The organism is Polaromonas sp. AET17H-212 (assembly GCF_002379085.1).
GTDB lineage: Bacteria > Pseudomonadota > Gammaproteobacteria > Burkholderiales > Burkholderiaceae_C > Polaromonas.
The window spans coordinates 15,398-40,855 of the sequence record NZ_NBZW01000021.1; the positions used below are offsets into that span (position 1 = coordinate 15,398).

Genomic DNA, 25,458 nt, shown 5'->3' on the forward strand with positions numbered 1-25,458 from the left:
GGCCTTTCCCCATCCCCCACGCCCAGCCGCACCCGATTTCCATCACTTCGCACCCTGACCATGCATAACGCCCCGCCGGTTACTTACCCGCTGGGGCGTTCGCATTTTCAGGGCGTTGCCGTGCTGGGCCTCTGGCTCGCCGGGGTCGGCGTGCTGGCCCTGTGGTGGCGCGCGGCTCCCGCCGCGGACTGGCGCTTGTGGTCGGCCCTGGCCGTCGTGCTGGCTGCCGGTGTGGCTGCCGGCTGGGCATGGCTTCATTCGCCGGTCGGCCAGCTGCACTGGGACGGGCAGGACTGGCGCTGGGAAAGCCAGGGTTACCGGTCGGGCACACCCGTGCGTGATCTGGCAGTCGCGCTGGACCTCCAGCGCATCATGCTGCTGCGGCTGGAGAACCAGGACCACGCCACCCTGTGGCTCTGGGCGGGCCGTTCAACCCAGCCCGAGCGCTGGCTGGATTTGCGCCGTGCCGTGCACGCGCGGCACAGGCTGTCTCCGGGCTTGATGCCGTGGGACGCCAGTGCCCCTGTGGTCATGTCAGATTTTCCGGCGCAGTCTCCTTCGCCGCGTTCCGGTTCATGAGTACCGACGAGTCCCCGCAGGCGCCGGCTTCGCCCAGCGACAGCGACGCCATGCTGGTCGAGCGCACGGTCGCGGGAGACCAGAAGGCCTTTGAGCTGCTGGTCATCAAGTACCAGCGCCGCATCCAGCGCCTGATCGGGCGCATGGTGCGCGACGTGGACCTGGTCGAGGACATTGCCCAGGAAACCTTCATTCGTGCCTACCGCGCGCTGGCGCAGTTCCGGGGCGAGGCCCAGTTCTACACCTGGCTGTACCGCATTGCCGTCAATACCGCCAAAAAGGCCCTGATGGAGCTCAAGCGTGACCCCACGGTCTCGGAGAATTCCTTCAAATCCGGCCAAAGCGACGAAAGCGATGAAACTTCCCCGCTGGAAAACGAACTAATCAGTTCGGAAACGCCCGAGGCCGTGCTTGCCGGCAAGGAGATCGCGCAAATGGTCAACGCCGCCATGGAGGCTTTGCCCGAGGAGTTGCGCCAGGCCATCACGCTGCGGGAAATTGAAGGGCTCAGTTATGAAGAGATTGCCGAAGTCATGAACTGCCCGATCGGCACCGTGCGTTCGCGGATCTTCAGGGCCCGGGAAGCGATTTCCGCAAGGATCAAGCCCTTGCTGGAAAACCAGTCCGGCAAGCGCTGGTAGTTTGTCGAGAAGTAGCGACGCGTTGATGCAAGCCAGAGTGAACGACAGAGTAAACGATTGAAACCGGCAGACCCAAGCTGCCCATGCACACCATGAAACCGATGACGCAACACAGTGAGCTGATCTCCGCCTTGGCTGACGGCCAGCTCGCGAGCGAGGACTTTGCCCGTGCGCTGGCGGCCTGCGAGGCCGATGCCCAAGCGCTGGACAGCTGGACCACCTACCACCTGATTGGCGATGTGTTGCGCTCGCCGGAACTGAGCCCGCATGCCGCGGATACGGCCTTTGTGGCGCGCCTGCGGGTGCGCCTGAGCCAGGAGCCGGTCCTGGTTGCTGCGCCGGCCCTGCCGGAAGTACGTCACGCGCCGGCCGGGCGGCTCGGGTGGAGCAAAGCCGAAGCCGCCAACGATGCCAGCTTCCCCTGGAAAATGGTGGCGGGTTTTGCGTCCGTCGCTGCCGTGGCGGCGATTGCCTGGAATGCCGGTGCCGGCCTGCTGTCGCCAGTGGCTGCACCGCAACTGGCCCGCACCGAGCCTGCCGCGCAGCAGGTGCTGGTGGTGTCGGAGCAGGGCACCATGGTGCGCGATGCGAGGACGCAGGAGCTGCTGGCGGCGCACCGGCAACTGGGTGGCACCTCGGCCCTGCAGATGCCCTCGGGCTTCCTGCGAAACGCCACCTTCGAGTCGCCCCAAGGCGAGCGTCGCTGACGTGGCCGCTGCAGGCAACGCCAGGCCAGGTCACCTCATGAATTTCAGCTGTTTTCGCCCTCTGGCCCTTGCTGCGTGTTCGCTGTTTGCTACAAATTATGTAGCGGCTCAAGCTCAGGCCCCGGCAGCCGCAACCGCAACCGCGCCGGGCCAAGGCGCGGAGCCCAGGAGCATCAACGAGTGGTTGATGCGCATGCACGAAGCCTCCAGAAACCGGTCTTACGTGGGCACTTTTGTGGTGTCCTCCGGCGGGGTCATGTCCAGCGCGAAGATCTGGCATGTCTGCGACGGATCGCAGCAGATGGAAAAAGTCGAGACGCTGACTGGGGCCCCGCGCACGGTTTTCCGGCACAACGACCAGGTCGTGACCTTCATGCCCGACCAGAAGGTGGTGCGTGCTGAAAAGCGGGAGTCGCTGGGTCTTTTTCCCCAGCTGCTCAAGTCCACCGACAGCCACATCGCCGATTTCTACAAGGCCCGGCAGGAGGGCAGCGAGCGGGTGGCCGGGGTGGAGGCCGACATCGTCGCCCTGATTCCCCGCGACACGCTGCGCTTCGGCTACCGCGTCTGGGCCGAACAGAAGAAAGGCATGGTCGTCAAGCTGCAGACGCTCGATGCCGATGGCAAGGTGCTGGAGCAGGCGGCGTTTTCGGAATTGCAGCTCGATGCGCCGGTCAGGATCGACAAGCTGGCGCAAATGATGGCCAAGGTCGACGGGTACCGGGTCGAGAAACCGGGACTGGTCAAGACCACGGCCAGCGCCGAAGGCTGGGTGATGAAAACCCCGGTGCCGGGTTTTCAGTCCATGAGTTGCTACAAGCGCCCGCTCGCGGGCCAGTCGGGAAGCGATCCCATGCAGTGGGTTTTTTCGGACGGCCTGGCGTCGGTGTCGCTTTTTGTCGAGTCCTTTGATGCACAGCGCCACCTCAGGGAATCCAGGGTGTCCCTGGGTGCCACGCAGTCGCTGACCCGGCGTATCGACGCTTACTGGCTGACCGTGATGGGCGAGGTACCCATGGCCACCCTGAGCCTGTTTGCCAATGGTCTTGAACGCCGGAAATAGCGCCCCCATGTCGTCCTGGCGCCTGCCTGTGGGCGCGGGGCGGCCGTTGGCCGCGGCGGGCCGACCTGCACCTGATTCGATGCGCGGCTTTCCCTTCTTCTCCGACAATTTTTTCAAAGGCTGATGATGCATATATTGAACTGGAAACAAGGTCGCTCCTGCCTCGTCGCCGGTACGCTGGCGCTGGGCACCGTCCTGGCCGTGATGCCTGTGCAGCCGGTGATGGCGCAAGCCAGGACCCTGCCGGACTTCACGGACCTGGTGGAAGCGGTCGGTCCTTCGGTCGTCAACATCCGGACCGTTGAAAAAGCCAAGGCCGGCGCAGCTGGCAGCGCCGACGAACAGATGCTGGAGTTTTTCCGGCGTTTCGGCATTCCGGTGCCGCCCAACATGCCGCGCGCGCCCAGGCCGGACCGTGGCCAGCCTGACGAGGAGCAGCCACGCGGGGTGGGTTCGGGATTCATCCTCAGCACCGACGGGCTGGTCATGACCAATGCCCATGTCGTCGAAGGCGCCGATGAGGTGCTGGTGACGCTGACGGACAAGCGCGAGTTCAAGGCCCGGATCATCGGTACCGACAAGCGCACCGATGTGGCCCTGGTCAAAATCGAGGCCGCCGGCTTGCCGGCCGTGAAAATAGGTGACATCAGCCGCCTGAAAGTCGGTGAGTGGGTCATGGCCATCGGTTCGCCTTTTGGCCTTGAGAACACGGTGACCGCCGGCATTGTGAGCGCCAAGCAGCGCGACACCGGTGACTACCTGCCTTTCATCCAGACCGATGTGGCGATCAATCCGGGCAACTCGGGCGGGCCGCTGATCAACATGCGCGGCGAAGTGGTGGGCATCAACAGCCAGATCTACTCGCGCTCCGGGGGCTTCCAGGGCATCTCGTTTGCCATTCCGATTGACGAGGCCACCCGGGTGGCCGACCAGTTGCGTACCAATGGACGGGTGACGCGCGGTCGCATCGGCGTGCAGATCGACCAGGTCAGCAAGGATGTCGCGGAGTCCATCGGACTGGGCAAGCCGCAAGGTGCGCTGGTGCGCGGCGTCGAAGCCGGATCGCCTGCGGAAAAAGCCGGGATCGAAGCGGGCGACATCATCACCAGGTTTGAGGGCAAGGTGATTGACCGGGCAACGGACCTGCCGCGCATGGTGGGCAACGTGAAGCCCGGTACCAGAACGACGCTCACCGTTTTCCGTCGCGGCAGTACCCGGGACCTCAACGTGACGATTGCCGAGGTCGAGGCAGAAAAGCCGGTGCGCAAGGCCCAGGCGCCCGAGAGCAAAGCGCCGGTGGCCGGACCGGCACAGGTGATCGGGCTGGTCGTCAGCGAGTTGCCCGAGGCCCTGAAGAAGGAGCTCAAGCTCAAGGGCGGCGTCAAGGTGGATGCGAGTGAGGGTGCCGCTGCGCGCGCCGGCTTGCGTGAGGGTGATGTGATTCTGGCGATTGCCAACACGGAAGTCAGCAGCGTCAAGGACTTTGAAGCGGTGCTGGCCAAAACCGACAAGAGCAAGGTGATCAACGTGCTGTTCCGGCGCGGCGAGGTGGCTCAGTTCGCGCTGATCCGTCCCTTGCGTTAAGGGTTGCGCGGGGCGGGCACTGACGCGCGCCGGCCGCGCAATTGCCTGTCCGGGCAACCCCCATACCCTGATCGGGGATGGGGTTTTGCCTGAAATGACACTTCGCGGATGGGCCCAAAAAAATATTTTTTCCCGGTTCAAGGGCTCAATGAATGTTTGTGCTTGCTAACTTAAAGTTTGGCTATTAATCGATTTTGGTAGAATGGATGTCATATTCAGGATCATTCCGATATATCAAGCGTTCAAAATTCCGCTCCGTGGCATGAACTGGCACGATTCACCGCTGATCCACAGATCACCCACATGTTGTCCATAGGCTCCCGGTTAAAATTGTGAATAACTTGTGTATAAGATTCATGTTGCTGCCTTGCAACGAGAAAAATTTGGCAATTTCGAGGCTATGCGTGGTCGGCTTTTTGCCTACAATGAAGCTTCCAACTATCGCAGTTGCCATAGATTGTTGGTTCAGGGCGCGTCACAAGTGACGCGCCCTTTTTTATGGCTTTCGCGAATTGACCGCGGGCTCTTCGCAATACTTTCAAGCACTTAGGCGTTCCCTTTGATGAATCACATCAGAAACTTTTCGATCATTGCGCACATTGATCACGGCAAATCGACGCTGGCCGATCGCATCATCCAGCGTTGCGGCGGATTGCAGGATCGCGAGATGAGTGCGCAGGTGCTCGACTCCATGGATCTGGAAAAGGAGCGTGGGATAACCATCAAGGCGCAGACCGCCGCGCTCAAATACAAGGCCCTCGATGGCCAGGTTTACAACCTCAATCTGATCGACACGCCGGGCCATGTTGACTTCTCGTATGAAGTGAGCCGTTCGCTGTCGGCCTGCGAAGGTGCGCTGCTGGTGGTGGACGCAAGCCAGGGTGTGGAAGCGCAGACCGTGGCCAACTGCTACACCGCACTCGAGCTTGGTGTGACCGTGGTGCCGGTGCTCAACAAGATGGATTTGCCGAATGCAGATCCTGACAATGCCAAGCAGGAAATCGAGGACGTGATCGGCATCGATGCCACCGACGCGATTCCCTGCAGCGCCAAGACCGGCATGGGCATCGATGAGATTCTCGAAGCGGTGATCGCGCGCATCCCGCCGCCGCAGGGCAATCCGGACGGACCGTTGCGCGCGATGATTGTCGACAGCTGGTACGACGCCTATGTCGGCGTGGTCATGCTGGTGCGTGTGGTGGACGGCCGGCTGGCCAAGGGCGAGCGGATCAGGATGATGGCCAGCGGCGCCACCTACAACGCCGAGCAGCTCGGCGTGTTCACGCCGCACACCGAGCAGCGCACCTCGCTGGAGGCTGGCGAGGTCGGCTTCATCATTGCCGGCATCAAGGAACTGCAGGCGGCGCGGGTTGGCGACACCGTGACGCTGATCAGGCCGGGCACCGGCGGGGCGGCCGCGACCGCCACCGAGGCCTTGCCTGGCTTCAAGGAAATCCAGCCGCAGGTGTTTGCCGGCCTCTACCCGACTGAAGCCAGCGAGTACGACTCGCTGCGCGACGCGCTGGAAAAACTCAAGCTCAATGATGCGTCCCTGCACTACGAGCCGGAAGTCAGCCAGGCGCTGGGCTTTGGTTTTCGCTGCGGCTTTCTGGGCCTGCTGCACATGGAGATCGTCCAGCAGCGGCTTGAGCGCGAGTTCGACCAGGACCTGATCACGACCGCGCCCAGCGTGGTCTACGAAGTCCTCCAGGCCGACGGCACGGTCATCAAGGTCGAAAACCCGTCCAGGATCCCCGACGCCGGCAGGGTTACCGAGATCCGCGAGCCGATCGTGACCGTGCACCTGTACATGCCGCAGGATTATGTGGGCGCCGTCATGACGCTGGCCAACCTCAAGCGCGGCGTGCAGCTCAACATGGCCTACCACGGCAAGCAGGTCATGCTGACCTACGAAATGCCGCTGGGCGAGATCGTGCTGGACTTCTTCGACAAGCTCAAGTCCGTCTCCCGCGGTTACGCCTCCATGGACTACGAGTTCAAGGAATTCCGGGCGTCCGACGTGGTCAAGGTCGACATCCTGCTCAACGGCGAGAAGGTCGATGCGCTGTCCATCATCGTTCACCGCAGCCAGTCGGCCTACCGCGGCCGGGCGGTGGTGGCCAAGATGCGCGAGATCATTTCCCGCCAGCAGTTCGACGTCGCGATCCAGGCCGCCATCGGGGCCAACATCATTGCGCGTGAGACAATCAAGGCGCTGCGCAAGAACGTGATTGCCAAGTGTTACGGTGGCGACATTTCACGCAAGAAAAAGCTTCTTGAAAAACAAAAAGCGGGTAAAAAACGCATGAAACAAATTGGTTCGGTGGAAGTCCCCCAAGAGGCCTTCCTGGCCATCCTGCAGGTAGAAGAATAATGATGGGCTTCATGGCTACGCTCACCGCGCTGGTGCTGATGGTGTTTGCCGGTTACGGTGGTGCCTGGTACATGGGCCTGGTGGAAGGCAACTTTTCCCTGCTGCTGTTTCTGGCGACCGTGGTCACGGGCCTTTACTGGCTGGCCGAGAAATTTTACTTCTGGCCCCAGCGCCGCAAGGCGGCCGGGATCATCGAGCAGGAAGCGGCCCGGCGCCGCAGCGAGCTGGCCGCCCGAGGCATCAGCCAGGTGGACGGCAACATCGAGGAAGCCCGGGCCAGGGTCATCATGCAGCCCTGGTGGCTGGACTGGACCGCCGGGCTTTTTCCGGTCATCGTGGTCGTGTTTCTGCTGCGTTCTTTCCTGTTCGAGCCCTTCAAAATCCCGTCCGGTTCCATGATTCCGACCATGCTGGTGGGCGACCTGATCCTCGTCAACAAATTCCATTACGGCGTGCGGCTTCCGGTCATCAACCGCAAGATTCTTGACAACAACAGCCCGCAACGCGGCGACGTGATGGTATTCCGTTACCCGCCCCAGCCCAGCCTGGACTACATCAAGCGGGTGGTCGGCGTGCCCGGCGACGAGGTGGCCTACCTGAACAAAAAACTCACCATCAACGGCAAGCCTGTGCCCAAGGTGGCGCTGCCGGATTTCTTTGACGAAGATGCCTTGCGTTATGCCAAGCAGTTCCAGGAAACCAGCGGCAGCAAGCCCTACCGCGTCCTCAATGACGAGGACCGGCCGGCCTTTATTGCCGGCGCCGCCGACTTTCCCTATCGTCAGAATTGCCGTTACAGTAGCGAGGGCGTGGTTTGCAAGGTGCCGCAGGGGCACTATTTCATGATGGGTGACAACCGCGACAACTCGCTCGATTCGCGTTACTGGGGCTTTGTGCCCGAGGCCAACATCGTGGGCAAGGCCTTTTTTGTCTGGATGAATTTTGGTAACCTCAAACGCATCGGCAAGGTCGACTGAGGGAGGTGCCGGGCTGGCCCTGCCGGCAGGGCAGGGCCAGAACGGGGCATGGAGCGCAACTAACAACAGCTGGGGAAACACATCATGAAAAATCGGCAACGTGGCATTTCGTTCATCGGCATCCTGTTCGTGGGTGGCGTGCTGGCTTTCGCCGGCGTGATCGCGGCCCAGGTGTTTCCCACGCTGGTCGAGTTCCAGGCCATCACCAAGGCCGCCAACAAGGCTGCCGAGGGCAACACGGTGCCCGAAGTACGGTCGATTTTCGACAAGGCAGCCGCCATCGACGACATCAAGTCGATCAGTGGCAAGGACCTTGAAGTCGGCAAAGACGGCGACAAGGTGACCGTCAGTTTTGCCTACAACCGGGAAATCCACCTTGGCGGGCCGGCTTACCTGCTACTCAAATACACCGGCCGCTCCAAATAAGTGCGTGCCAGTCCTTCCCTGAGCCCTGACCTGCAGGCGCTGCAAACGCGTCTGGAGCACGAATTTTCCAATCCGCGCCTGTTGCAGCAGGCCCTGACCCACCGCAGCTTTTCGGCCGACCACAACGAGCGCGTCGAGTTTCTGGGCGACTCCGTGCTCAACCTGGCGGTGGCGGGTCTGCTCTACGAGCGGCTGAGCGAGTTGCCCGAGGGCGACTTGTCGCGGGTGCGCGCCAACCTGGTCAAGCAGGACACGCTGCACAAGCTGGCGGTGCAGCTGGGCCTGCCGCTGCTGATACGCCTCGGCGAAGGCGAGGCCAAGTCGGGCGGACAAAAACGGCCGTCGATTCTGGCCGATGCGCTGGAAGCGGTCATTGGCGCCGTGTTCCTGGATGCCGGTTTCGACAAGGCCGACCGTCTGGTGCGCCGGCTGTTCCAGGACGTTGAAATCAACCCGACGATGCAGGCCATCGGCAAAGACCCGAAGACGGAGTTGCAGGAATGGCTGCAGGGTCGCAAAATGAACCTGCCGATCTACCGCGTGGTCGGAACGCTGGGTGCAGCCCACAAGCAGACCTTTGACGTGGAATGTGAAATCAGCGAATTCGGCCGTGCCGAACGCGGCATCGGCGGCTCGCGGCGTGCCGGCGAGCAGGCAGCGGCCGCCGCGATGCTGGCTTACGTAAAAACGCTCCCTTGATTTGAAACCGGCGCTGCAAGCGCAGCCGCCAACAGGCGACCCCCATGACCCCCGCAAAAAAGACCCCCTCCAAGCCGGCACGACCGGCAGCGCCAGCCGCCACTACCAAAGCCAAGGCCAAGGCTGCGCCTGCGGTTGCACCCGCAGAGGCCATCGTGCCGGCGCAGGACGCAGCCCTGGAAGCCATGCTGGCCAAGGCCATGACGTCGCAGGCCAACAACGCCCCGCCGGTCGAAGGCCAGCGCTGCGGCCTGATCGCCATCGTGGGCAAGCCCAATGTGGGCAAATCGACCCTGCTCAACGCGCTGGTGGGCCAGAAAATCAGCATCACCTCGCGCAAGGCGCAGACCACGCGGCACCGCATCACCGGTATGCGCACGCTGGGCGCCACCCAGTTTGTGTTTGTCGACACCCCCGGTTTCCAGACCCGCCACGGCAACGCCCTGAACCGCTCGCTCAACAAAACAGTGGTCGGCGCGGTCAACGACGTGGACCTGATCGTGTTTGTCGTCGAGGCGGGCCAGTTCAACCAGGCCGATGCCAAGGTGCTGTCGCTGCTGCCGGCCAACACGCCGGCGATCTTGCTGGCCAACAAGTTTGACCTGATCCACCGCCGCGCGGACATCGCGCCCTGGCTCAAGGAGATGCAGGAGCGGCACAATTTTGCCGAATTCGTGCCCATGTCGGCCAACAACGCCAAGGATGTCGAGCGCCTGTTCGGCATCTGCGAGAAATACCTGCCCCCGCAGCCCTGGATGTACGGGGCCGAGGAACTGACCGACCGCAGCGAGCGTTTCATGGCCGCCGAGATCATCCGCGAAAAGCTGTTCCGCCTGACCGGCGACGAGCTGCCCTACACCTCGACCGTGATCATCGACAAGTTCGAGCAGGAGGGTGAGCTGCGCCGGATCGCTGCCACCATCGTTGTTGAGCGTGACGGCCACAAGGGCATGATCATTGGCGAAAAGGGTGAAAAGCTCAAGCGCATCGGCACCGAAGCCCGCCACGAACTTGAAGCCCTGACCGGCGGCAAGGTGTTCCTGGAGATCTGGGTCAAGGTGCGCTCCGGCTGGGCTGACGACGAAGCGAGGGTAAAAACCTTCGGCTACGAATAAGTGGAGTTGCGGTGCGCCTAGAAATTCGAGGGCAGGGATGCAGGCCAGGGCGTACGGAGTGGAGGACACCGGAATGCACTTGGGTGCATGAGGATTCCGGGCACCGCGCAACGCCGGCATGCGCCCGGCCGTCGGATTTATAGGCACACCGGCTGTGGCTACCAAACGCATCAGCGATGAGCCGGCTTACGTCCTGCACCGCTACGACTGGAGCGAGTCCAGCCTGATCCTGGAAGTGTTCACCCGCAGCTACGGCCGGATCGCGCTGGTGGCGCGCGGCGCCAAGAAGCCGAGCTCGAATTTCCGGCCCATTTTGCTGCCGCTGCAGCCGCTGCACATTGCCTTTGGCGGCGACGCCGAGATCCGCATGCTGCGCAGCGCCGAGTGGCAGGGCGGTCACGTCATGCCGACCGGCGACGCCCTGCTGTCGGGCTATTACCTCAATGAGTTGCTGATGCGCCTGCTGGCGCGCGACGACCCGCACCCGCTGCTGTTCGACGCCTACACCGCCACGGTGCAGCTGCTGGCGAGCCAGACCATCGACACGCTGGAGGTGGCTTTGCGCGCGTTCGAGTTGCGCCTGCTGCAGGGCATCGGCCTGCTGCCGGCACTGGACGCCCAGACCGCCACCCTGGCGCCGCTGGAGCCGCAGACGCCTTATGTGCTGGTGGCCGAAGCCGGCCTGCGCGAGGCGCATGACGACGACCGCGCCAGCCTGCAGGGCCGGCAGTGGCTGGACCTGCAGGACACGCTCAAGGACGATGCGCCGTTCACCGACACGGTGCAGGCCTGTGTGAACCATTTGCCGGCGCTCAAAACCCAGCTGCGCGCCCTGCTGCACTACCATTGCGATGTGAAGGTTTTCAAAACCCGGCAGATGATGATCGATCTGCAGGCTTTCTAACGGATCAATGCCCACCATGGCTCCTGTACACGCCCCCGCTCCCCGTCACCGCACCGCCCTGTCGGTCAATGTCAACAAGGTCGCCTTGCTGCGCAACACCCGGCACCTGGGCATTCCCGATGTGCTGCGGGCCGCCGAGCTGTGCCTGGAGGCAGGCGCCCAGGGCATCACCGTGCATCCGCGGCCCGACGAGCGCCACATCCGCAAGGACGATGTCTACGAGCTGGCCGCCCTGATGAAGGACTGGCCGGACCGCGAGTTCAATGTTGAAGGCAACCCGCTGCAGAACCTGATGGAGTTTGTGCGCAACCTGTCGGCGCGCGGCCTGCCGCTGCACCAGTGCACCTTTGTGCCCGACAGCGAAGGCCAGTTCACGAGCGACCATGGCTGGAGCTTTCCCCAGGATGCGGCCCGTTTGACACCGTTGATTGAAGAAGCCCACGACCGGGGCGTGCGCGTCAGCCTGTTCATGGACCCGCTGCCCGAAGCCATGGCGGCCGCCAAGGCCGTCGGCGCCGACCGGGTGGAGCTGTACACCGAGACTTATGCGCGGGCCTGGGGCACGCCTGAACAGGACAAGGCTTTGGAGCCGTTTGTCTTTGCGGGACGGGCGGCGGCAGCTATCAAATTGGGAGTCAACGCCGGCCACGACCTGAACCGCGACAACCTCGCCGATTTTCTGCGTGCGGTACCCGGCGTGCTGGAGGTGTCGATTGGCCATGCGCTGATTGCCGACGCGCTGGAGCTGGGCTACGGCGCCACGGTCGCTGCTTATCTGCGCTGCATTGATGCAGCTTTTGAGCCGGACTTCGGGCCAGAATGATCTACGGTATTGGCACCGACATCTGCGATGTCCGCCGGGTCCGTGCCAGCTTCGAGCGGCATGGCGAGCGTTTTGCGCAGAAGATCCTCAGCGACGCCGAGTTCGCCACCTGGCAAGCCCGCAGCGCACGCTGGCCCGAGCGTGGCCTGCGTTACCTGGCGACGCGGTTTTCCGCCAAGGAAGCGTTCAGCAAGGCGGTCGGCATGGGCATGCGTTTGCCCATGACCTGGCGCCACTGCGAAATTGCCAAGGCCGCCAGCGGCAAGCCTGAAATCGTGCTGCACGGCGCGCTCAAGGAATGGTTCGAGGCGCGCGGCCTGAGCGCCCATGTCAGCGTGACCGACGAAACCGACTATGCCGCCAGTTTTGTGGTGGTCGAACAAAAAACCGCCCCCTGAGCCCCGGCGCCAGCCACCCTTTTTTTCCATCCAGAGACCGAGCACCCACCATGAGCCAACACGCCCCCCTGATCATCGACATTGCCGGCCTGAGCCTGAGCAAAACCGACAAACGCCGCCTCAAGCATCCGCTGACGGGCGGCATCATCCTGTTTGCCCGCAACTGGGACAACCGCGCGCAACTGACCGCGCTGTGCGCCGAGATCAAGAAAATCCGCAAGGACCTGCTGATCTGTGTGGACCACGAAGGCGGCCGCGTGCAGCGTTTCAAGACCGACGGTTTCACCCACCTGCCGCCCATGCGCGCGCTCGGGGAGTTGTGGCTCAAGGACGCGATGGCAGCCACCAATGCCGCCACCGCCTGCGGCTACGTGCTGGGCGCCGAGCTGCGCGCCTGCGGCGTGGATTTCAGCTTCACGCCGGTGCTGGACCTGGATTTTGGCGAAAGCAGCGTCATCGGCGACCGCGCTTTTGCGCGCGACCCGCGTGTCGTCGGCCTGCTGGCCAAAAGCCTGATGCACGGCCTGCTGCAAAGCGGCATGGCCAACTGCGGCAAACATTTTCCCGGCCATGGCTTTGTGAAAGCCGATTCCCACACCGACATCCCGGTCGACAGGCGCAGCCTCAAGGCCATCCTGGCGGACGACGCCGCCCCCTACGAATGGCTCAACACCACGCTGACCAGCGTGATGCCGGCGCATGTGATCTACCCCAAGGTCGATGCGCGCCCGGCGGGGTTTTCCGAGAAGTGGCTGACCTACATCCTGCGCGGCCAGCTCGGGTTTGGCGGCGCCATTTTCAGCGACGATCTCAGCATGGCCGGTGCCCGCCTGCTCGACGGCAAGCCGGTCAGCTACACCGAAGCGGCGATGGCCGCGCTCAACGCCGGTTGCGACATGGTGCTGCTGTGCAACCAGTCGATGGGCGAGGGCCAGGAGGTGGACGAGTTGCTCGATGGCTTGACGCAGGGCCAGCTCAGGCAGCTGTGGGAGCCGCTGGAAGCCAGCGAGGGGCGCCGGGTTGACCTGCTGCCCGTCACGCCTGCCATCACCTGGGACGCGCTGATGCTGCACCCGACCTACATGCACGCGCTCGGGCTGGTTCCCTGAGTTTTTCTTGAGCTTTTTCGTGCCCCCGCCCAAGTGCTGCGTGCGCGGATAGCTATCAAATAAATAGCAGGCGGCGCCTGGTCAGCGGCTCACCGGCCACGGCGCTTCGCCGCCGGCGGCCATGTGGGTCAGGTACAGGCGCAGGTCCAGCTCGAACTGGTGGTAGTCCGGCTCCATGTAGGTGCAGAGTTGGTAAAACGCCTTGTCGTGCGCCTTTTCCTTCAGGTGCGCCAGCTCGTGCACCGTGATCATGCGCAGGAACTCGATGGGCACCTCCTTGAACAGGCTGGCCACGCGGATCTCGCGTTTGGACTTGAGCTTGCTGCCCTGCACCCGCGACACCGTGGTGTGGGTGCCCAGCGCATGGGCAATCACCTGCAGCTTGCTGTCAAACGCCACCTTGCTCAACGCGTCGGCATTGCGCAGAAAACTGTTCTTGATGTCGATGACATAGTCGTACAGCGCCTTGTCGGTGCGTATCTCGTGCGCGCAGCGGTATTTTTTGAGCAACAGGGCGCCCAGCCGGTCGTGCGCGACAAGGTCACGCACCTGGCTCTGCAGGGTGTCGGGGTAGCCCGTCAGGTAGTTCATGGGGTCGGGAAGGAGGGAGGCGAGCGGAGGGCGGAGGCCATGCGCGATTTTAGTCCCGCGTCCGATTCTTGCTAAGCTTGTGGCATGAACCCGCCCGCCGCCCCGGACCCTGCCCCCGTGCCCGATACCGGGGCGCCGCGCATCAACCTGGCGCTGCAGGGCGGCGGCTCGCACGGCGCTTTCACCTGGGGCGTGCTCGACGCCCTGCTGGACGACGGGCGCATCGACTTCGAAGGCATCAGCGGCACCAGCGCCGGCGCCATGAACGCGGTGGCGCTGGCCCACGGCTTTGCCCGCGCCGAAGGCCAACCCCGGGCCGCGCGGCACGACGCGGCACGCGAAGCGCTGGACAGCTTCTGGAACGGCATTGTCGACATGGGGGCGCTGTCTTCCTCGCTCTCGCAATCCGTCAGCAAGATACAGCAGGCGCCGTTCGGCATCCTGTTCGGACTGATGGGCGGCGGCAACTGGTCCAGCAGGCTGTGGACCGACGCCATGACGCGTTACTGGTCGAATGCGCTCTCGCCCTACCAGCGCAACCCCTTCGACATCAACCCGCTGAAAGACTTCCTGGAAAAGCAGGTGGATTTTGAACGCCTGGCGGCGGCAGCCAGCCCGGACACGCCCCAGGTGTTTGTGGTGGCCACACGCGTCAGCAGCGGCAAGGCCGAGGTGTTTTGCGGCAAGCGGCTGACCGCCAGCGCGGTGATGGCCTCAGCCTGCCTGCCCATGGTGTTTCAGGCGGTGGAAATTGACGGCGACCACTTCTGGGACGGCGGTTATTCGGGCAACCCGGCGATTCACCCACTGATCTACCGCTGCGAAAGCCGCGACATCGTGCTGGTGCAGATCAACCCGATCCAGCGCACCGAACTGCCGACGAAACCCGGCGAGATCATGGACCGCATGACCGAGATCACCTTCAACGCCGCGCTGATTGCCGAGATGCGCGCGGTCGATTTCGTCAAGCGCCTGCTCGCCGAAGGCAAGCTGGACCCCGCGCATTACAAAGACGTGCTGATGCACCGCATCGACGGCGGCCAGGCGCTCGAAAAATTCACCGCCGCCAGCAAGTCATCGACGGACAAGGCCCTGATCCATTCGCTGCGCGACCTGGGCATGGCCTGCGGCAAAGAGTGGCTGGCCAAACGCTTCGACGCGCTCGGCGTGAAAAGCACGGTCAACATCGCGCGCGATTACCTCGATGACTTGCGCATGCCGGTGGAAAAAGCCGAACCCGCGCAGATCGAGCCGCCGCCACCCGAACCGCCGCCGGTTTTTCTGCCGGGGGCTGGGTTGCTGTAGTGCGGTGGTTGGCGTATTTGCTACTAATTTAATAGCTTATGGTGCCCGTACTGCTTGGGTGAACTGCCGATTTGATGCTGAAGCGCTGGCTTTTCACACTTGACGACGTGAGACGCCCCTGTTCAGCATGAAAACAGGCTCTGGTCATTTGGAAATGGACGCAAGCAGCTATCTAATTGATAGCGTGTCAAGCAGCTAATGCATCCAGCGGGCTTGTCGTGCCGCCCGTCTCGATGGAAGCTCGTTGGCCCGTCGCTTCTCCTTCGATTGGGGGATGGGCCTAGCGCCGCTTCGGTTCTATGATCGATTCCTCAGTGTTGTGCGATCTTTGCTTTAGGCTAACGGGGTTTCTCGATGTGCAGGAAGTTTTCTCTGACAAAGACTGGGTGCCTCAAGATGACACCAGCTCAAATCGCAGTCGGCGATAGGTACCGTAGGTTTTGCCGTCTAAATTACGTTAGGCCACTTCATTGCGACATTCCCAAGATGAATGGCTATTCATTTGCATGAGGCATAAATGGCGAGAATTGAAGGACTAATGGCGGAAATTGAGGGCTTTTTTGGGAGGAAAGTTTCTTCTATTTCTCGGGTCTATCTATTGAAGAAGTATTTCTACATTGTTGGGGGAGCTTCTGGATTCGTTGTGGGGCTCCTCATGAATAACTTTTTTGCCTTTCTTGTGGTTGCAGTCATTGGCTCAATTGCCGTTTATGCGTCCACAGAGAATTACCTTCTCAAAATTGACCACGCTTTTTTTACATCGCCGGGTTACTCGAGGAGAGAGATTTTCGACAGATACTACGCTGGTGAAGTGGGGCGCAGTGTGGCGCTAAGAATGACAGAGCCGGAACAACTCGTCAGAACTGAACACTTAACGATCGAGCAGGGAAGAACGGAATTCCGGGAAAGGCTCGCCGCCGAGTTGGACCGAGAATTCGGGAAGTCCGATTGGAGGCTTTTCGTGGCTGAGGCTCTTTACTATCAAAAGCGGTGCTGAGTCCTTGGTCTAAACAGTCGCTCCAGCGGACGGCTTCGCCGCCCGCTGAGCCATATCGTTAAAGCTCACAAGGAGAGTTCGTGGCAACCTATTTCAATCAGGACTGCCCTCTCTGCGACAACCCGGCGGAGTACGGCGAAGTTGACGATGGAAATGTCAAATACTTTGAATGCCCGCATTGCGGCATGTTTCAGATTTCCATCGGCGCTGAAAAAAACTTGGCCAAAGAACTGTCACATCGCAAGGCGGCATACTCAATGCACGTCAAGCAAACGCCGCATGACAACCTCTTCTCTATTCGTCTTCCTGTGCATGAGTTCCGCCAGCGAAGTGACGACAGATTGCAGGCAGAGTACGCGCCAAAATCAGAGCTCAGCTTGACCTGCCGGTGAGCTCTAACTCAAGCGTTAGGCATTAACATCCGTAACCAATCGTTCATTATCTAAACAGGGAAACCAGAATGAAGAAATCGTTGTTCGTTGTCGTCGCCATCACATCTGCTCTTGCTGGTTGTGCATCTACAAATACAGGGATTGTTCAAATTTCCGAAGACACATATATGTATGCCAAGCAGGACTGGATGGCATATTCAGGTAGTGTTGTTAAAGCGGAGCTATATAAAGAAGCTAACGCTTTCTGTGCGGGTAAGGGCAAGAAGTTTGCGCCACTTAATTCCACAAAGGGGGTGTCTGAATTTCTGTGTGTGAGGCGAGATTGCCTGCCCGAGGTTTGGGCAAACGGATTTCATCTTAGTTGAATTGCTTGGTAAATCGGTCGTCGTAGAGAATCGCGAACTGGTTCATCGCCTCCTTCCAATCCCTGCCTGCTCGGTGCCAGTCGGCCGTGATGTTTCGCAGGGCCAGCCAGATCAGCTTGGTGGCCGCATCGTCCGTGGGGAAGTGCCCCCGCGTCTTGATGATCTTGCGCAATCTGGCGTTGACACTTTCGATGGCGTTGGTGGTGTAGATCACCCGCCGGATGTGAGCGGGGAAGGCAAAGAAGGGAATTACCTTGTCCCAGGCCCGCCTCCAGGCCCCCACCACGGTCGGGAACTTGCTGCCCCATGGACCCTGCTCAAACGCATCCAACTCGCCCAGCGCGGCCTCAGCGCTGGGTGCTGTGTAGATCGGCTTAATGGCCGCCGCCAGTGCCTTGCGGTCCTTCCAGCTGGCGTAGTCCAGGCTGTTGCGTATCAGGTGCACGACGCAAGTCTGCAGCGTGGTGGCCGGGAACACTGCACCCAGCGCCTCAGCCATTCCCTTGAGCCCATCGGTGACGGCGATCAGGATGTCATTGACGCCCCGCGTCTTGAGGTCGTTGAACACCTTCATCCAGAACTTCGCGCCCTCGGTGTTCTCAATCCACAGGCCCAGGATGTCGCGCGTGCCGTCCGGGCGCACGCCCAGCGCCAAGTAGACGGCCTTGTTGCGCACCACCGCGTCCTCGCGGATCTTCACCCTCAGGGCGTCGAAGAAGACCACCGGATACATCGGCTCCAGGGCACGCGCCTGCCAGGCCGTGACCTCGCTCATCACCGCGTCCGTGACCGAGCTGATCAGATCCGGCGAGACTTCGGTGGCATATTGCTCGGCCAGAAAGCCTTGAATCTCGCGCACCGTCATGCCCCGCGCGTACATGGCCACGATCTTGTCGTCAAAGCCGGTGAAGCGGCGTTCGTGCTTGGGGACCCCGATGGCCACTCAAAGTGCTCCACTTATGGCCAGTCAAACTGCTCCACCCCGACCACCGTAAATTGATGTGCTGACCTGGGCGCACCAGTAGCTCGGCGGCCACTGGCAGGACGTTACTTTCACCCCCTCACCTTTGAGGGGATAACCGGAGTGAACGTCTTGAAACTGCATTTGCAAACCACCATTTGGACCCTGCTTAAAGCCGGGTCCACCCAGCGCCAGATTGAGCGCGCCACAGGCATTTCGCGCCACACGATACGGGCCTACAAGAAGAAGTTCGACAGTCAGAACCTTGACCCGGCTCGTGATCAGGCCAGCGCGCCAATTCAAACTGCCCCACCCTGGCCACCGACTCCAGCGGCTGCACCAACTGAACAACAGACCAGTGCCTCCATCTGCGAGCCCTACCGCGACTACATCGAGGCCCAGTTGCGCCTCAAACGCAACGCCATGGCCATCTACCAGGACCTGGTCGATCAGTTCGGCTTCACGGGTGCCTACAACGCCGTCAAGCGCTTTAGCGCCAAACTACGCTACCGCGAGCCCGAACAGTTCGACCGCCTGGAGTTTTCGCCCGGCGAGGAGATGCAGGTTGACTACGGCGAGGGTGCACCCACCCGCGTGCTTGGAACCACCCGATACCGTAAACCACGCCTGTTCGTGGCAACGCTGCGCTACTCCCGGCGCAGCTTTCGCCGGGTGGTCTGGAAGTCCAGCCAAGAGACCTGGGCGCGGCTGCATGAGCAGGCATGGCGCTACTTCGGCGGGTCTTGCCGATACGTCGTGCTGGACAACCTGAAGGAAGGCGTGCTCAAGCCCGACATCCACGAGCCCGAACTCAACCCGGTTTATGCCGCCGCGCTCAAACACTATGACGTCGTGGGTGACCCCGCCCGCGTACGGGATCCGAATCGCAAGGGCACGGTCGAGAACGCCATCGGCCACACACAGGCCACCGCCCTCAAGGGCCGGCGCTTTGAGACCATCGAAGAGCAGAATGACTTTCTTGAACACTGGGAAGTCACCTGGGCCGCCACCCGTATCCACGGCAGTGAGCGCCGCCAGGTGCAGGCCATGTTTGAAGAAGAGAAGCCCCACCTGCAAGCCCTGCCCATCGTGGGCATGCAGTATTTCACCGAGTCCCAGCGCACCGTCTACGACGACACCTGCGTGCGCGTTGACCACAGCAGCTACGCAGCACGCCCGGCCCCCATTGGCTCCCTTGTTCTGGTGCGCATCTTCGAGCACCGCATCGAGATTCGTGACCTCCACTCCAAATCCCTGCTGCGTACCCACCCGCGCGCGCAGCGCCCGGGATCAGTGATCCTGCCCAATGAGGAGCGCGTCTTCAACCCCTCCCGTGAGACCCTGTACATCCTCAACCAAGCCAAGGACATCGGACCTCAGGCGCACCGGCTGTGCGAGATGCTCTTTGGCATTGAGGGGCGTGTGGGCCAGCGCAAGCTCTGGGGCATCGTGGGCCTGGGTCGGACCTACCCGCTCCGTCTGGTCAACTCGGCTTGCGAGCGCGCCCTGAACGATGGCCTTTACAGCTACAAGCACGTCAAGGCGCTTACCGAGCGGCTCGTGGCCGACGCCCTGGCGGCCATCGATTCTTCGCCAGAAACTCCCCCCGCTCAGGCCGAGTTGCCCCTGACCCAGGAGCACCACCTCATCCGCAGCCCTGATGAATACGCAGACCTCTTTGCCCGCTGCAGCGCCCAGCCATAACCCCCCCATCCATTTTTATTTTTGACAGAGATATTCCCATGACCCTCACTGAGATTGAACGCGCCCTGAGCGAACTGCGCCTCTCCGGCATTGCCGCCACCTTGAACACCCGCGTCATGCAGGCCCAAAGCTCGCAGGAGCCGTTTCTCGACATCTTTGCTTCCATGCTTCAGGACGAACTGGATCGGCGCCGCTCGCGTTTAACAGAGCGCCGATTCAAACAATCCGGACTCGATGAACGGCTGAGCCTGGCTGACTTTGACTGGCGCTTTAACCCCAAGGTTCCCAGGCAAGCCTGCTTCGAGCTGCACACACTCAAATTCATTACCGAGGGTGCCAACGCCCTGATCATTGGCAAGCCCGGCACCGGTAAAAGTCACATCGCCAAGGCCGTGGCCTACCAGGCAACCCTGCAGGGCTACAGCGTCAAGTACGTCGAGGCCGACAGCGACTTTGCAAAGTTTGGCCTGGCCACCCAGGCAGAACAAGCCAAGATACTGAGCGCCTACACCGAGCCGGATCTACTCGTCCTTGACGATCTCTTTCTGGCCCGACGCATTGCCGAGGTGAGCGCGGAGTTGCTCCAGGCGATCGTGCACCAGCGCTACAAACTGCGCCGCTCCATTGTTGTGACTTCAAACCGCGTGGTCCAGGACTGGGGCAAATATCTGGGCGACGCCACCATGGGCAGCACCATCCTGGACCGCCTGATGCACCGCTGCAGCATGCTCGACTTCGAAGGAAAGAGCTATCGACTCAGGGAGGCGGCAGCTCGAATTGCAGCACCAGCGCCCACTGTTTCATGAATCCTGCATCTGCGAGCCACAGCGTGTTTGCGGATTACTGGCTGTCCAGCCAGATGCAGACGTCCGTGAAGCACTCGCCCGCCGTGGACAACTGTCCTGACCACAGGACGAGCCTGTGGACAGCCGGTGCTGCGCACCGGTACGACAGTTGCCCACCGCTCCCCGGCGTTTCGCCTTCGGCCTGACGCGCTGCGCTTGCCAAACAGCCTTTTTATGAAAAATTCCAAAAAGTCAGGGAGGAATTACCAAGAAAGGAAGTCAGAACCAGACAGGCCAAAGAGTCGATAATTTAGCCGTCCTGCCTGGAGCAGTTTGACTGGCCATAAGTGGAGCAGTTTGGGGTGGCCATCGGGGGGGATGAGCAAGGGCTCGAAGCTGCCCGTGCGGTCGCGCGGAACCTCTATCCGCAGCGGGCCGTCCTCGGTCAGGACGGTCTTGCCTGAGGCACCATTGCGGTGGTTCTTGGCCTCAAGGGGCTTGTCTGCGCCAGGCGCATAGCCCAGGTGGTGGGTAAGCTCCGCTCCCAACGCACGCTCGATCAGCGCCTTCTTGAATGCCATGGAGGCGGCATTGACCGCCTCGGCACTCATGGGGCCATCGACAAACTGGTCAATGAGTTCTTTGGGGATGGTGGGCAGCGCCGGCGCGGCCTTGCCCTTGTTGATCTTGCTTGGCATTCATGTTCCTTCGTGACATGTTATGCCTCACACACAAAATTTCTGACAGGCTCTCCACAAATGAGGATTACAAACCCTATCAATCATCTGCGGCAGCTGAGATCCAGTTCACCTGCAAGTAAATTGTCTTCCATGGCAATCAGGTGCCTAACATTGCGGCCAAGCGGGACGCGCTAAATCGCGGCCCTTACCTTAAACGTTAGGCGCCGTCATGAAGCATTGGCTTGAAATCGTGAAGTTGCTGTGGGCTTCGCCTTGCTCCGCCGTCGGTATCGTGCTTGCCTGCATTCCCTTGCTGGCCGGTGGCCGAGCCAGGTGGTCATCGGGCGCGCTGGAAGTGACCTACCGCGAAAACCAGGCGGGTTGCGGCAAGCTGGCGCGCAAGCTTCCGTTTCGCGGCATCGTCTTCGGCCATGTCATCCTTGCCGTGACGCGTGAGGAGCTGCTAAGCATCGGTCCGCATGAGCGTGTGCATGTGCAGCAGTACGGGCGTTGGGGGCTGCTGTTTTTCTTCGCGTATGGCGCATCAAGCCTCTGGCAGCTCATGCGGGGCCGCAGCGCGTATTGGGACAACCATTTTGAGATTCAGGCTCGTGCACTCAGCGCCCAGACGCCTCGCCAGGAACGCATCGCCTAGCCCAGCAGACCGCCTGCGGCAACTGTGGAATTCAACGCTTAAACAGGGAGGCAGACGTGGGCAACGGCCGTTTCGGTGCGGAGCGCCGGTTCAGCCCGGCCCAAACCTCAAGCCTCGTGCCGCAGCGCCGGGAACAGAATGACGTCACGGATGCTGGCACTGTCGGTCAGCAGCATCATGAAGCGGTCGATGCCGATGCCGCAGCCGCCGGCGGGGGGCATGCCGTATTCGAGGGCGCGCACGTAGTCGGCGTCGTAGTGCATGGCTTCCTCGTCGCCGCCGTCCTTGGCGTCTGACTGGGCGAGAAAACGCGCGGCCTGGTCTTCGGCGTCGTTGAGCTCGCTGAAGCCGTTGCCGAACTCGCGGCCAGTGATGTAAAGCTCAAAGCGCTCGGTCACTTCCGGGCGCGCGTCGTTGGCGCGGGCCAGCGGCGAGATCTCGGTCGGGTGTTCCATGATGAAGGTGGGCTGCCAGAGTTTGTCTTCGACCAGCTCTTCAAAATAAGTCACCTGCAGGCTGGGCAGCGAGCGCGCATCGAGCCGGTCCTTGGCGCTAAACTTGCCGAGTTTCTTCAGGGCGGCGAGCAGCCAGGCGGCGTCGTCCACATGGGCGCCGGCGTCGGTGTGCTTGAGGATGGCTTCGCGGATGGTCAGGCGTTCAAACGGCTGGCCCAGGTCCACCGGCTGGCCCTGGTAGCTCAGCTGTGTGCCGCCGGTGACCCGGGTGGCGACGTGGCGGATCAGGTCTTCGGTGAAGCTCATCAGGTCTTCGTAGTTCCACCAGGCGGCGTAGAACTCCATCATCGTGAACTCGGGGTTGTGCCGCACGCTGATGCCTTCGTTGCGGAAGCTGCGGTTGATCTCGAACACACGTTCGAAGCCGCCGACGATCAGGCGCTTCAAGTAGAGTTCGGGCGCAATGCGCAAAAACATCTGCTGGTCCAGCGCGTTGTGGTGCGTCACAAACGGCTTGGCATTGGCGCCGCCCGGAATCGGGTGCAGCATCGGGGTTTCGACTTCGAGAAAGTCGTTGTCGACCATGAAGTTGCGCATCGCCGAGACGGCCTTGCTGCGGGCGGCAAAACGCTTGCGCGCGGCTTCGTCGGTGATCAGGTCCACATAACGCTGGCGGTACTTGACCTCTTGATCTGCCACGCCGTGAAACTTGTCGGGCAGCGGCCGCAGGCTTTTGGTGATCAGGCGGATGCTGGTGGCGTGAATCGACAGCTCGCCGGTCTTGGTCTTGAACAGCGTGCCGGTCGCGGCCACGATGTCGCCCAGATCCCAGTGCTTGAAGGCGTTGTGAACCTCTTCACCCACGCCTTCGTTGTTGACGTACACCTGGATGCGCCCGCCGGAAGGGCCGAACGACGCGTCCTGCAAGGTGGCAAAACTGGCCTTGCCCATCACGCGCTTGAGCATCATGCGGCCGGCCACACTGGCGTTGACGGCCAGCGGCTCCAGCTCTTCCTTGGTTTTTTCGTCGTACTGGGCAAACAGGGCTTCGGCCCGGTGTTCCGGCTTGACGTCGTTCGGGAAGGCCACGCCCTTGCCGTCGGCTTGGTGCTGGCGCAGGACCTTGAGCTTTTCGCGGCGCTCGGCCATGAGCTGGTTCTCGTCATGGGCGGGCGCGGGGGCGGGGCTGGTGATGGTGTTGGACATGAAAAAGGTTCTCGAAGAAAGAGGGCAGGCCGGGCCGCACAGGGCGGCGGGCCGGAAAAACCGGCGGGAACGGGCAAAGTGCCAAACCCCTGATTTTAGGCTGCGTTGCCGCTCCAGTCGGAGCGGTCGGCTCGCTACATCGCGATGCCGGTTTTTTCGAGGATGTCGCTGACCAGTTCCAGCCGCACCAGCGGGTTGTCCAGCTCCATCAGCCGCTGCTTGAGCTCCAGCGGCATGGGCAGCAGTTCGCACCAGCGGTTGGCCACCCAGCCGCAGTCGTCGAGCCGGTAGGGCGGCTCCAGCGGCATCTGGTCCGCCGGCACGCCGCGCTCCTGCAGGGTGCGGATCAGCTTGCCCAGCGCATTGGCGGTGCCGCGCAAGTCCTCGGGAACCGGGATGGCCAGGTCGTCGTCCAGCCGCGTCACGTCGGCGATCCACAGGCCGTGCTTGAGTTTTTCACGGCGGGAAACCTCGAAACGCTGGGTGCCGGTGCAGCGAATCGCCATCAGGCCCGGCTGCGGCACGGAAAAACTGGTGATGGTGGCCAGGGTGCCGACCTTGTGAAAAGCCTCGCTGGCAAACCCGTCGCCGCCGGGCCCGTCCTCGGGCTTGCGCACCTCGGAGCCCTGGGTCAGCGCCACCACACCAAAGGGCGCGCCGGTCTTGTGGCATTTGCCAATCATGTCGAGGTAACGCACCTCGAAAATCCGCAGCGGCAGCAGACCACCGGGGTAGAGCACCGTGCCCAGCGGGAAAAGCGGCAGAGAGGAAAGGGTGAGCACGTCAGACATCGATCAGGTGGGGAATTTCTGTTTAGCACTATCTTCCCACGATCCTGTTTTCCCTTGTGCGGGTTTTGATGCCCGTTGGGCAATTCCTGCCAGGCGGTTCGCCGGCGGGCAGGCAGGCCCCGGACCGGCTGAGGCCGTGGTTATGCATTAAAACAGACTCCAGCCCTTTCGGGCAGAGCGCTGGCAGCTATCAAATTGAGAGTGAAAGCGGCCTGACCGGCGCCCGTGGTTGGGGCGCCGTGACCTCAGGCGACGGCGTCCGCCGGCTGGCGCAGCAGCATGGCCAGTGAATTTGCCACGGTCTTGCGCAGTTCGCGCCGGTCGCAGATGAAGTCGACCGCGCCCTTGGTCTGCAGGAACTCGGCGCGCTGGAAGCCTTCCGGCAGGGTCACGCGCACGGTGGACTCGATGACACGCGGGCCGGCAAAACCGATCAGCGCTTTCGGCTCGGCAATAACGATGTCGCCGACAAACGCAAAGCCGGCGCTGACCCCACCCATGGTCGGGTCGGTCAGCACGCTGATGTAGGGCAGGCCTTTTTTGGCCAGGCGCGTCAGCGAGGCATTGGTCTTGGCCATCTGCATCAGGCTCAGCAGGCCTTCCTGCATGCGCGCACCGCCGGTGGCGGTAAAGCAGATGAACGGCACTTTCTGCTCGATCGCTGCATGCACGCCGCGCACGAAACGTTCGCCGACCACGCTGCCCATGCTGCCACCCATGAAGTCGAACTCAAAGCAGGCCACCACCACGCCAATGCTGTGCACCGCGCCGCCCATGACGATGAGCGCATCGGTCTCGCCGGTGTTCTCCAGCGCTTCTTTCAGGCGCTCGGGGTATTTGCGGCTGTCCTTGAACTTGAGCGGGTCGACCGGCAGCACTTCCTGGCCCAGCTCGTAACGGCCCTCGGGGTCCAGAAACGAGTCCAGCCGGGCCCGCGCGTCCATGCGGTGGTGGTGGCTGCACTGCGGGCAGACGTTCTGGTTTTTTTCCAGATCGGTCTTGTACAGCACGGCTTCGCAGCTGGGGCACTTGACCCACAGGCCTTCGGGCACGCTGCGGCGCTCGGTCGGGTTGGTCGGGCTGATTTTCGGCGGGAGGAGTTTTTCTAGCCAAGACATGATGGGTCCTTATGTCCTTGTGGGGTGGTGCCCCCGGGAGGGCGCTGGCCGCTC

Annotated in this window: 25 protein-coding genes and 2 pseudogenes; 21 read left to right on the forward strand and 6 right to left on the reverse strand. The window is 62.0% G+C overall.

Annotated elements, in window-relative coordinates; genetic code table 11:
* Positions 1 to 60: 60 nt before the first annotated feature.
* The 14 genes from B7G53_RS15725 (at position 61) to nagZ (ending at position 13,399) form a co-directional block, all read left to right on the forward strand.
* The gene (locus B7G53_RS15725) at positions 61 to 579 is read left to right on the forward strand and encodes a hypothetical protein (RefSeq protein WP_176491378.1); all 519 of its coding nucleotides are present in this window, start codon (positions 61 to 63) and stop codon (positions 577 to 579) included.
* A complete protein-coding gene (gene rpoE / locus B7G53_RS15730) occupies positions 576 to 1,220 on the forward strand; it encodes an RNA polymerase sigma factor RpoE (protein ID WP_096669366.1) in 645 nt (214 codons plus the stop codon). Before B7G53_RS15725 ends, rpoE begins: the two co-directional genes overlap by 4 nt.
* 92 nt (positions 1,221 to 1,312) lie before the next feature.
* Positions 1,313 to 1,927, forward strand: coding sequence for a sigma-E factor negative regulatory protein (locus B7G53_RS15735; RefSeq protein ID WP_096669479.1), 615 nt, complete (start codon positions 1,313 to 1,315; stop codon positions 1,925 to 1,927).
* Positions 1,928 to 1,964: 37 nt separating this feature from the next.
* On the forward strand, positions 1,965 to 2,990 hold the full coding sequence (locus B7G53_RS15740; RefSeq protein ID WP_096669368.1) for a MucB/RseB C-terminal domain-containing protein: 1,026 nt from the start codon (positions 1,965 to 1,967) through the stop codon (positions 2,988 to 2,990).
* 123 nt (positions 2,991 to 3,113) lie between these two features.
* Complete coding sequence (locus B7G53_RS15745) at positions 3,114 to 4,574, forward strand: DegQ family serine endoprotease (RefSeq protein WP_176491379.1); 1,461 nt, start codon at positions 3,114 to 3,116, stop codon at positions 4,572 to 4,574.
* A gap of 562 nt (positions 4,575 to 5,136) precedes the next feature.
* Entirely contained in the window at positions 5,137 to 6,948 is a 1,812-nt protein-coding gene (gene lepA / locus B7G53_RS15750) for a translation elongation factor 4 (RefSeq protein WP_096669370.1), read from the forward strand.
* Positions 6,949 to 6,950: 2 nt separating this feature from the next.
* The gene (gene lepB, locus B7G53_RS15755; RefSeq protein WP_441338990.1) at positions 6,951 to 7,925 is read left to right on the forward strand and encodes a signal peptidase I; all 975 of its coding nucleotides are present in this window, start codon (positions 6,951 to 6,953) and stop codon (positions 7,923 to 7,925) included.
* Positions 7,926 to 8,009: 84 nt separating this feature from the next.
* On the forward strand, positions 8,010 to 8,351 hold the full coding sequence (locus B7G53_RS15760; protein ID WP_096669374.1) for a DUF4845 domain-containing protein: 342 nt from the start codon (positions 8,010 to 8,012) through the stop codon (positions 8,349 to 8,351).
* Positions 8,352 to 9,050, forward strand: coding sequence for a ribonuclease III (rnc, locus tag B7G53_RS15765; protein WP_255250036.1), 699 nt, complete (start codon positions 8,352 to 8,354; stop codon positions 9,048 to 9,050).
* 185 nt (positions 9,051 to 9,235) lie between these two features.
* Complete coding sequence (era, locus tag B7G53_RS15770) at positions 9,236 to 10,165, forward strand: GTPase Era (RefSeq protein ID WP_096669485.1); 930 nt, start codon at positions 9,236 to 9,238, stop codon at positions 10,163 to 10,165.
* A gap of 154 nt (positions 10,166 to 10,319) precedes the next feature.
* Positions 10,320 to 11,069 (forward strand): DNA repair protein RecO, encoded by a 750-nt coding sequence (gene recO, locus B7G53_RS15775; protein ID WP_096669487.1) that lies wholly within the window; start codon positions 10,320 to 10,322, stop codon positions 11,067 to 11,069.
* Between the two features lie 16 nt (positions 11,070 to 11,085).
* Positions 11,086 to 11,892: a pyridoxine 5'-phosphate synthase gene (locus B7G53_RS15780; protein WP_096669376.1), complete on the forward strand. Its 807-nt coding sequence runs from the start codon at positions 11,086 to 11,088 to the stop codon at positions 11,890 to 11,892.
* On the forward strand, positions 11,889 to 12,290 hold the full coding sequence (acpS, locus tag B7G53_RS15785) for a holo-ACP synthase (protein ID WP_096669378.1): 402 nt from the start codon (positions 11,889 to 11,891) through the stop codon (positions 12,288 to 12,290). The genes B7G53_RS15780 and acpS overlap by 4 nt, the downstream gene beginning before the upstream one ends.
* 50 nt (positions 12,291 to 12,340) lie before the next feature.
* Positions 12,341 to 13,399 (forward strand): beta-N-acetylhexosaminidase, encoded by a 1,059-nt coding sequence (gene nagZ, locus B7G53_RS15790; protein ID WP_096669380.1) that lies wholly within the window; start codon positions 12,341 to 12,343, stop codon positions 13,397 to 13,399.
* Between the two features lie 81 nt (positions 13,400 to 13,480).
* Here the strand turns inward: nagZ and B7G53_RS15795 are convergent, their stop codons facing one another.
* Entirely contained in the window at positions 13,481 to 13,990 is a 510-nt protein-coding gene (locus tag B7G53_RS15795; protein WP_096669382.1) for a YgjP-like metallopeptidase domain-containing protein, read from the reverse strand.
* 84 nt (positions 13,991 to 14,074) lie between these two features.
* On the opposite strand from B7G53_RS15795, the gene B7G53_RS15800 reads away from it, so the two are divergent.
* From B7G53_RS15800 to B7G53_RS22550, 4 genes are all read left to right on the forward strand, one after another.
* Positions 14,075 to 15,295, forward strand: a complete 1,221-nt coding sequence (locus B7G53_RS15800) for a patatin-like phospholipase family protein (protein ID WP_096669384.1) — start codon at positions 14,075 to 14,077, stop codon at positions 15,293 to 15,295.
* Between the two features lie 517 nt (positions 15,296 to 15,812).
* Positions 15,813 to 16,292, forward strand: coding sequence for a hypothetical protein (locus B7G53_RS15805; RefSeq protein WP_141396355.1), 480 nt, complete (start codon positions 15,813 to 15,815; stop codon positions 16,290 to 16,292).
* A gap of 80 nt (positions 16,293 to 16,372) precedes the next feature.
* Positions 16,373 to 16,684, forward strand: coding sequence for a hypothetical protein (locus B7G53_RS15810; protein ID WP_141396356.1), 312 nt, complete (start codon positions 16,373 to 16,375; stop codon positions 16,682 to 16,684).
* A gap of 68 nt (positions 16,685 to 16,752) precedes the next feature.
* Entirely contained in the window at positions 16,753 to 17,049 is a 297-nt protein-coding gene (locus B7G53_RS22550; protein WP_141396357.1) for a hypothetical protein, read from the forward strand.
* On the opposite strand, the pseudogene B7G53_RS15815 reads toward B7G53_RS22550, so the two are convergent.
* Positions 17,042 to 17,980, reverse strand: a pseudogene (locus tag B7G53_RS15815) (IS256 family transposase); the annotation flags it as partial. The gene B7G53_RS22550 and the pseudogene B7G53_RS15815 sit on opposite strands and share 8 nt — an antisense overlap.
* Before the next feature lie 153 nt (positions 17,981 to 18,133).
* Between B7G53_RS15815 and istA the strand changes: the two are divergent.
* Both istA and istB read left to right on the forward strand, forming a co-directional pair.
* Complete coding sequence (gene istA, locus B7G53_RS15820; RefSeq protein ID WP_096669390.1) at positions 18,134 to 19,714, forward strand: IS21 family transposase; 1,581 nt, start codon at positions 18,134 to 18,136, stop codon at positions 19,712 to 19,714.
* 38 nt (positions 19,715 to 19,752) lie between these two features.
* Complete coding sequence (gene istB / locus B7G53_RS15825; protein WP_096669392.1) at positions 19,753 to 20,520, forward strand: IS21-like element helper ATPase IstB; 768 nt, start codon at positions 19,753 to 19,755, stop codon at positions 20,518 to 20,520.
* A 353-nt stretch (positions 20,521 to 20,873) separates the two neighbouring features.
* Here the strand turns inward: istB and B7G53_RS15830 are convergent.
* Positions 20,874 to 21,197, reverse strand: a pseudogene (locus B7G53_RS15830) (transposase); the annotation flags it as partial.
* Positions 21,198 to 21,408: 211 nt separating this feature from the next.
* Between B7G53_RS15830 and B7G53_RS15835 the strand changes: the two are divergent.
* On the forward strand, positions 21,409 to 21,834 hold the full coding sequence (locus tag B7G53_RS15835; RefSeq protein ID WP_096669394.1) for a hypothetical protein: 426 nt from the start codon (positions 21,409 to 21,411) through the stop codon (positions 21,832 to 21,834).
* A gap of 107 nt (positions 21,835 to 21,941) precedes the next feature.
* Here the strand turns inward: B7G53_RS15835 and lysS are convergent, their stop codons facing one another.
* The 3 genes from lysS to accD all read right to left on the reverse strand — a co-directional run bounded on the left by lysS (position 21,942) and on the right by accD (position 25,404).
* Complete coding sequence (gene lysS, locus B7G53_RS15840; protein WP_096669396.1) at positions 21,942 to 23,495, reverse strand: lysine--tRNA ligase; 1,554 nt, start codon at positions 23,493 to 23,495, stop codon at positions 21,942 to 21,944.
* 134 nt (positions 23,496 to 23,629) lie between these two features.
* Positions 23,630 to 24,286, reverse strand: a complete 657-nt coding sequence (locus tag B7G53_RS15845) for an LON peptidase substrate-binding domain-containing protein (RefSeq protein WP_096669398.1) — start codon at positions 24,284 to 24,286, stop codon at positions 23,630 to 23,632.
* A 245-nt stretch (positions 24,287 to 24,531) separates the two neighbouring features.
* Positions 24,532 to 25,404 carry an acetyl-CoA carboxylase, carboxyltransferase subunit beta gene (gene accD, locus B7G53_RS15850; protein WP_096669400.1) on the reverse strand — a complete coding sequence of 291 codons (873 nt, stop codon included), beginning with the start codon at positions 25,402 to 25,404 and terminating at the stop codon, positions 24,532 to 24,534.
* Positions 25,405 to 25,458: the final 54 nt, after the last annotated feature.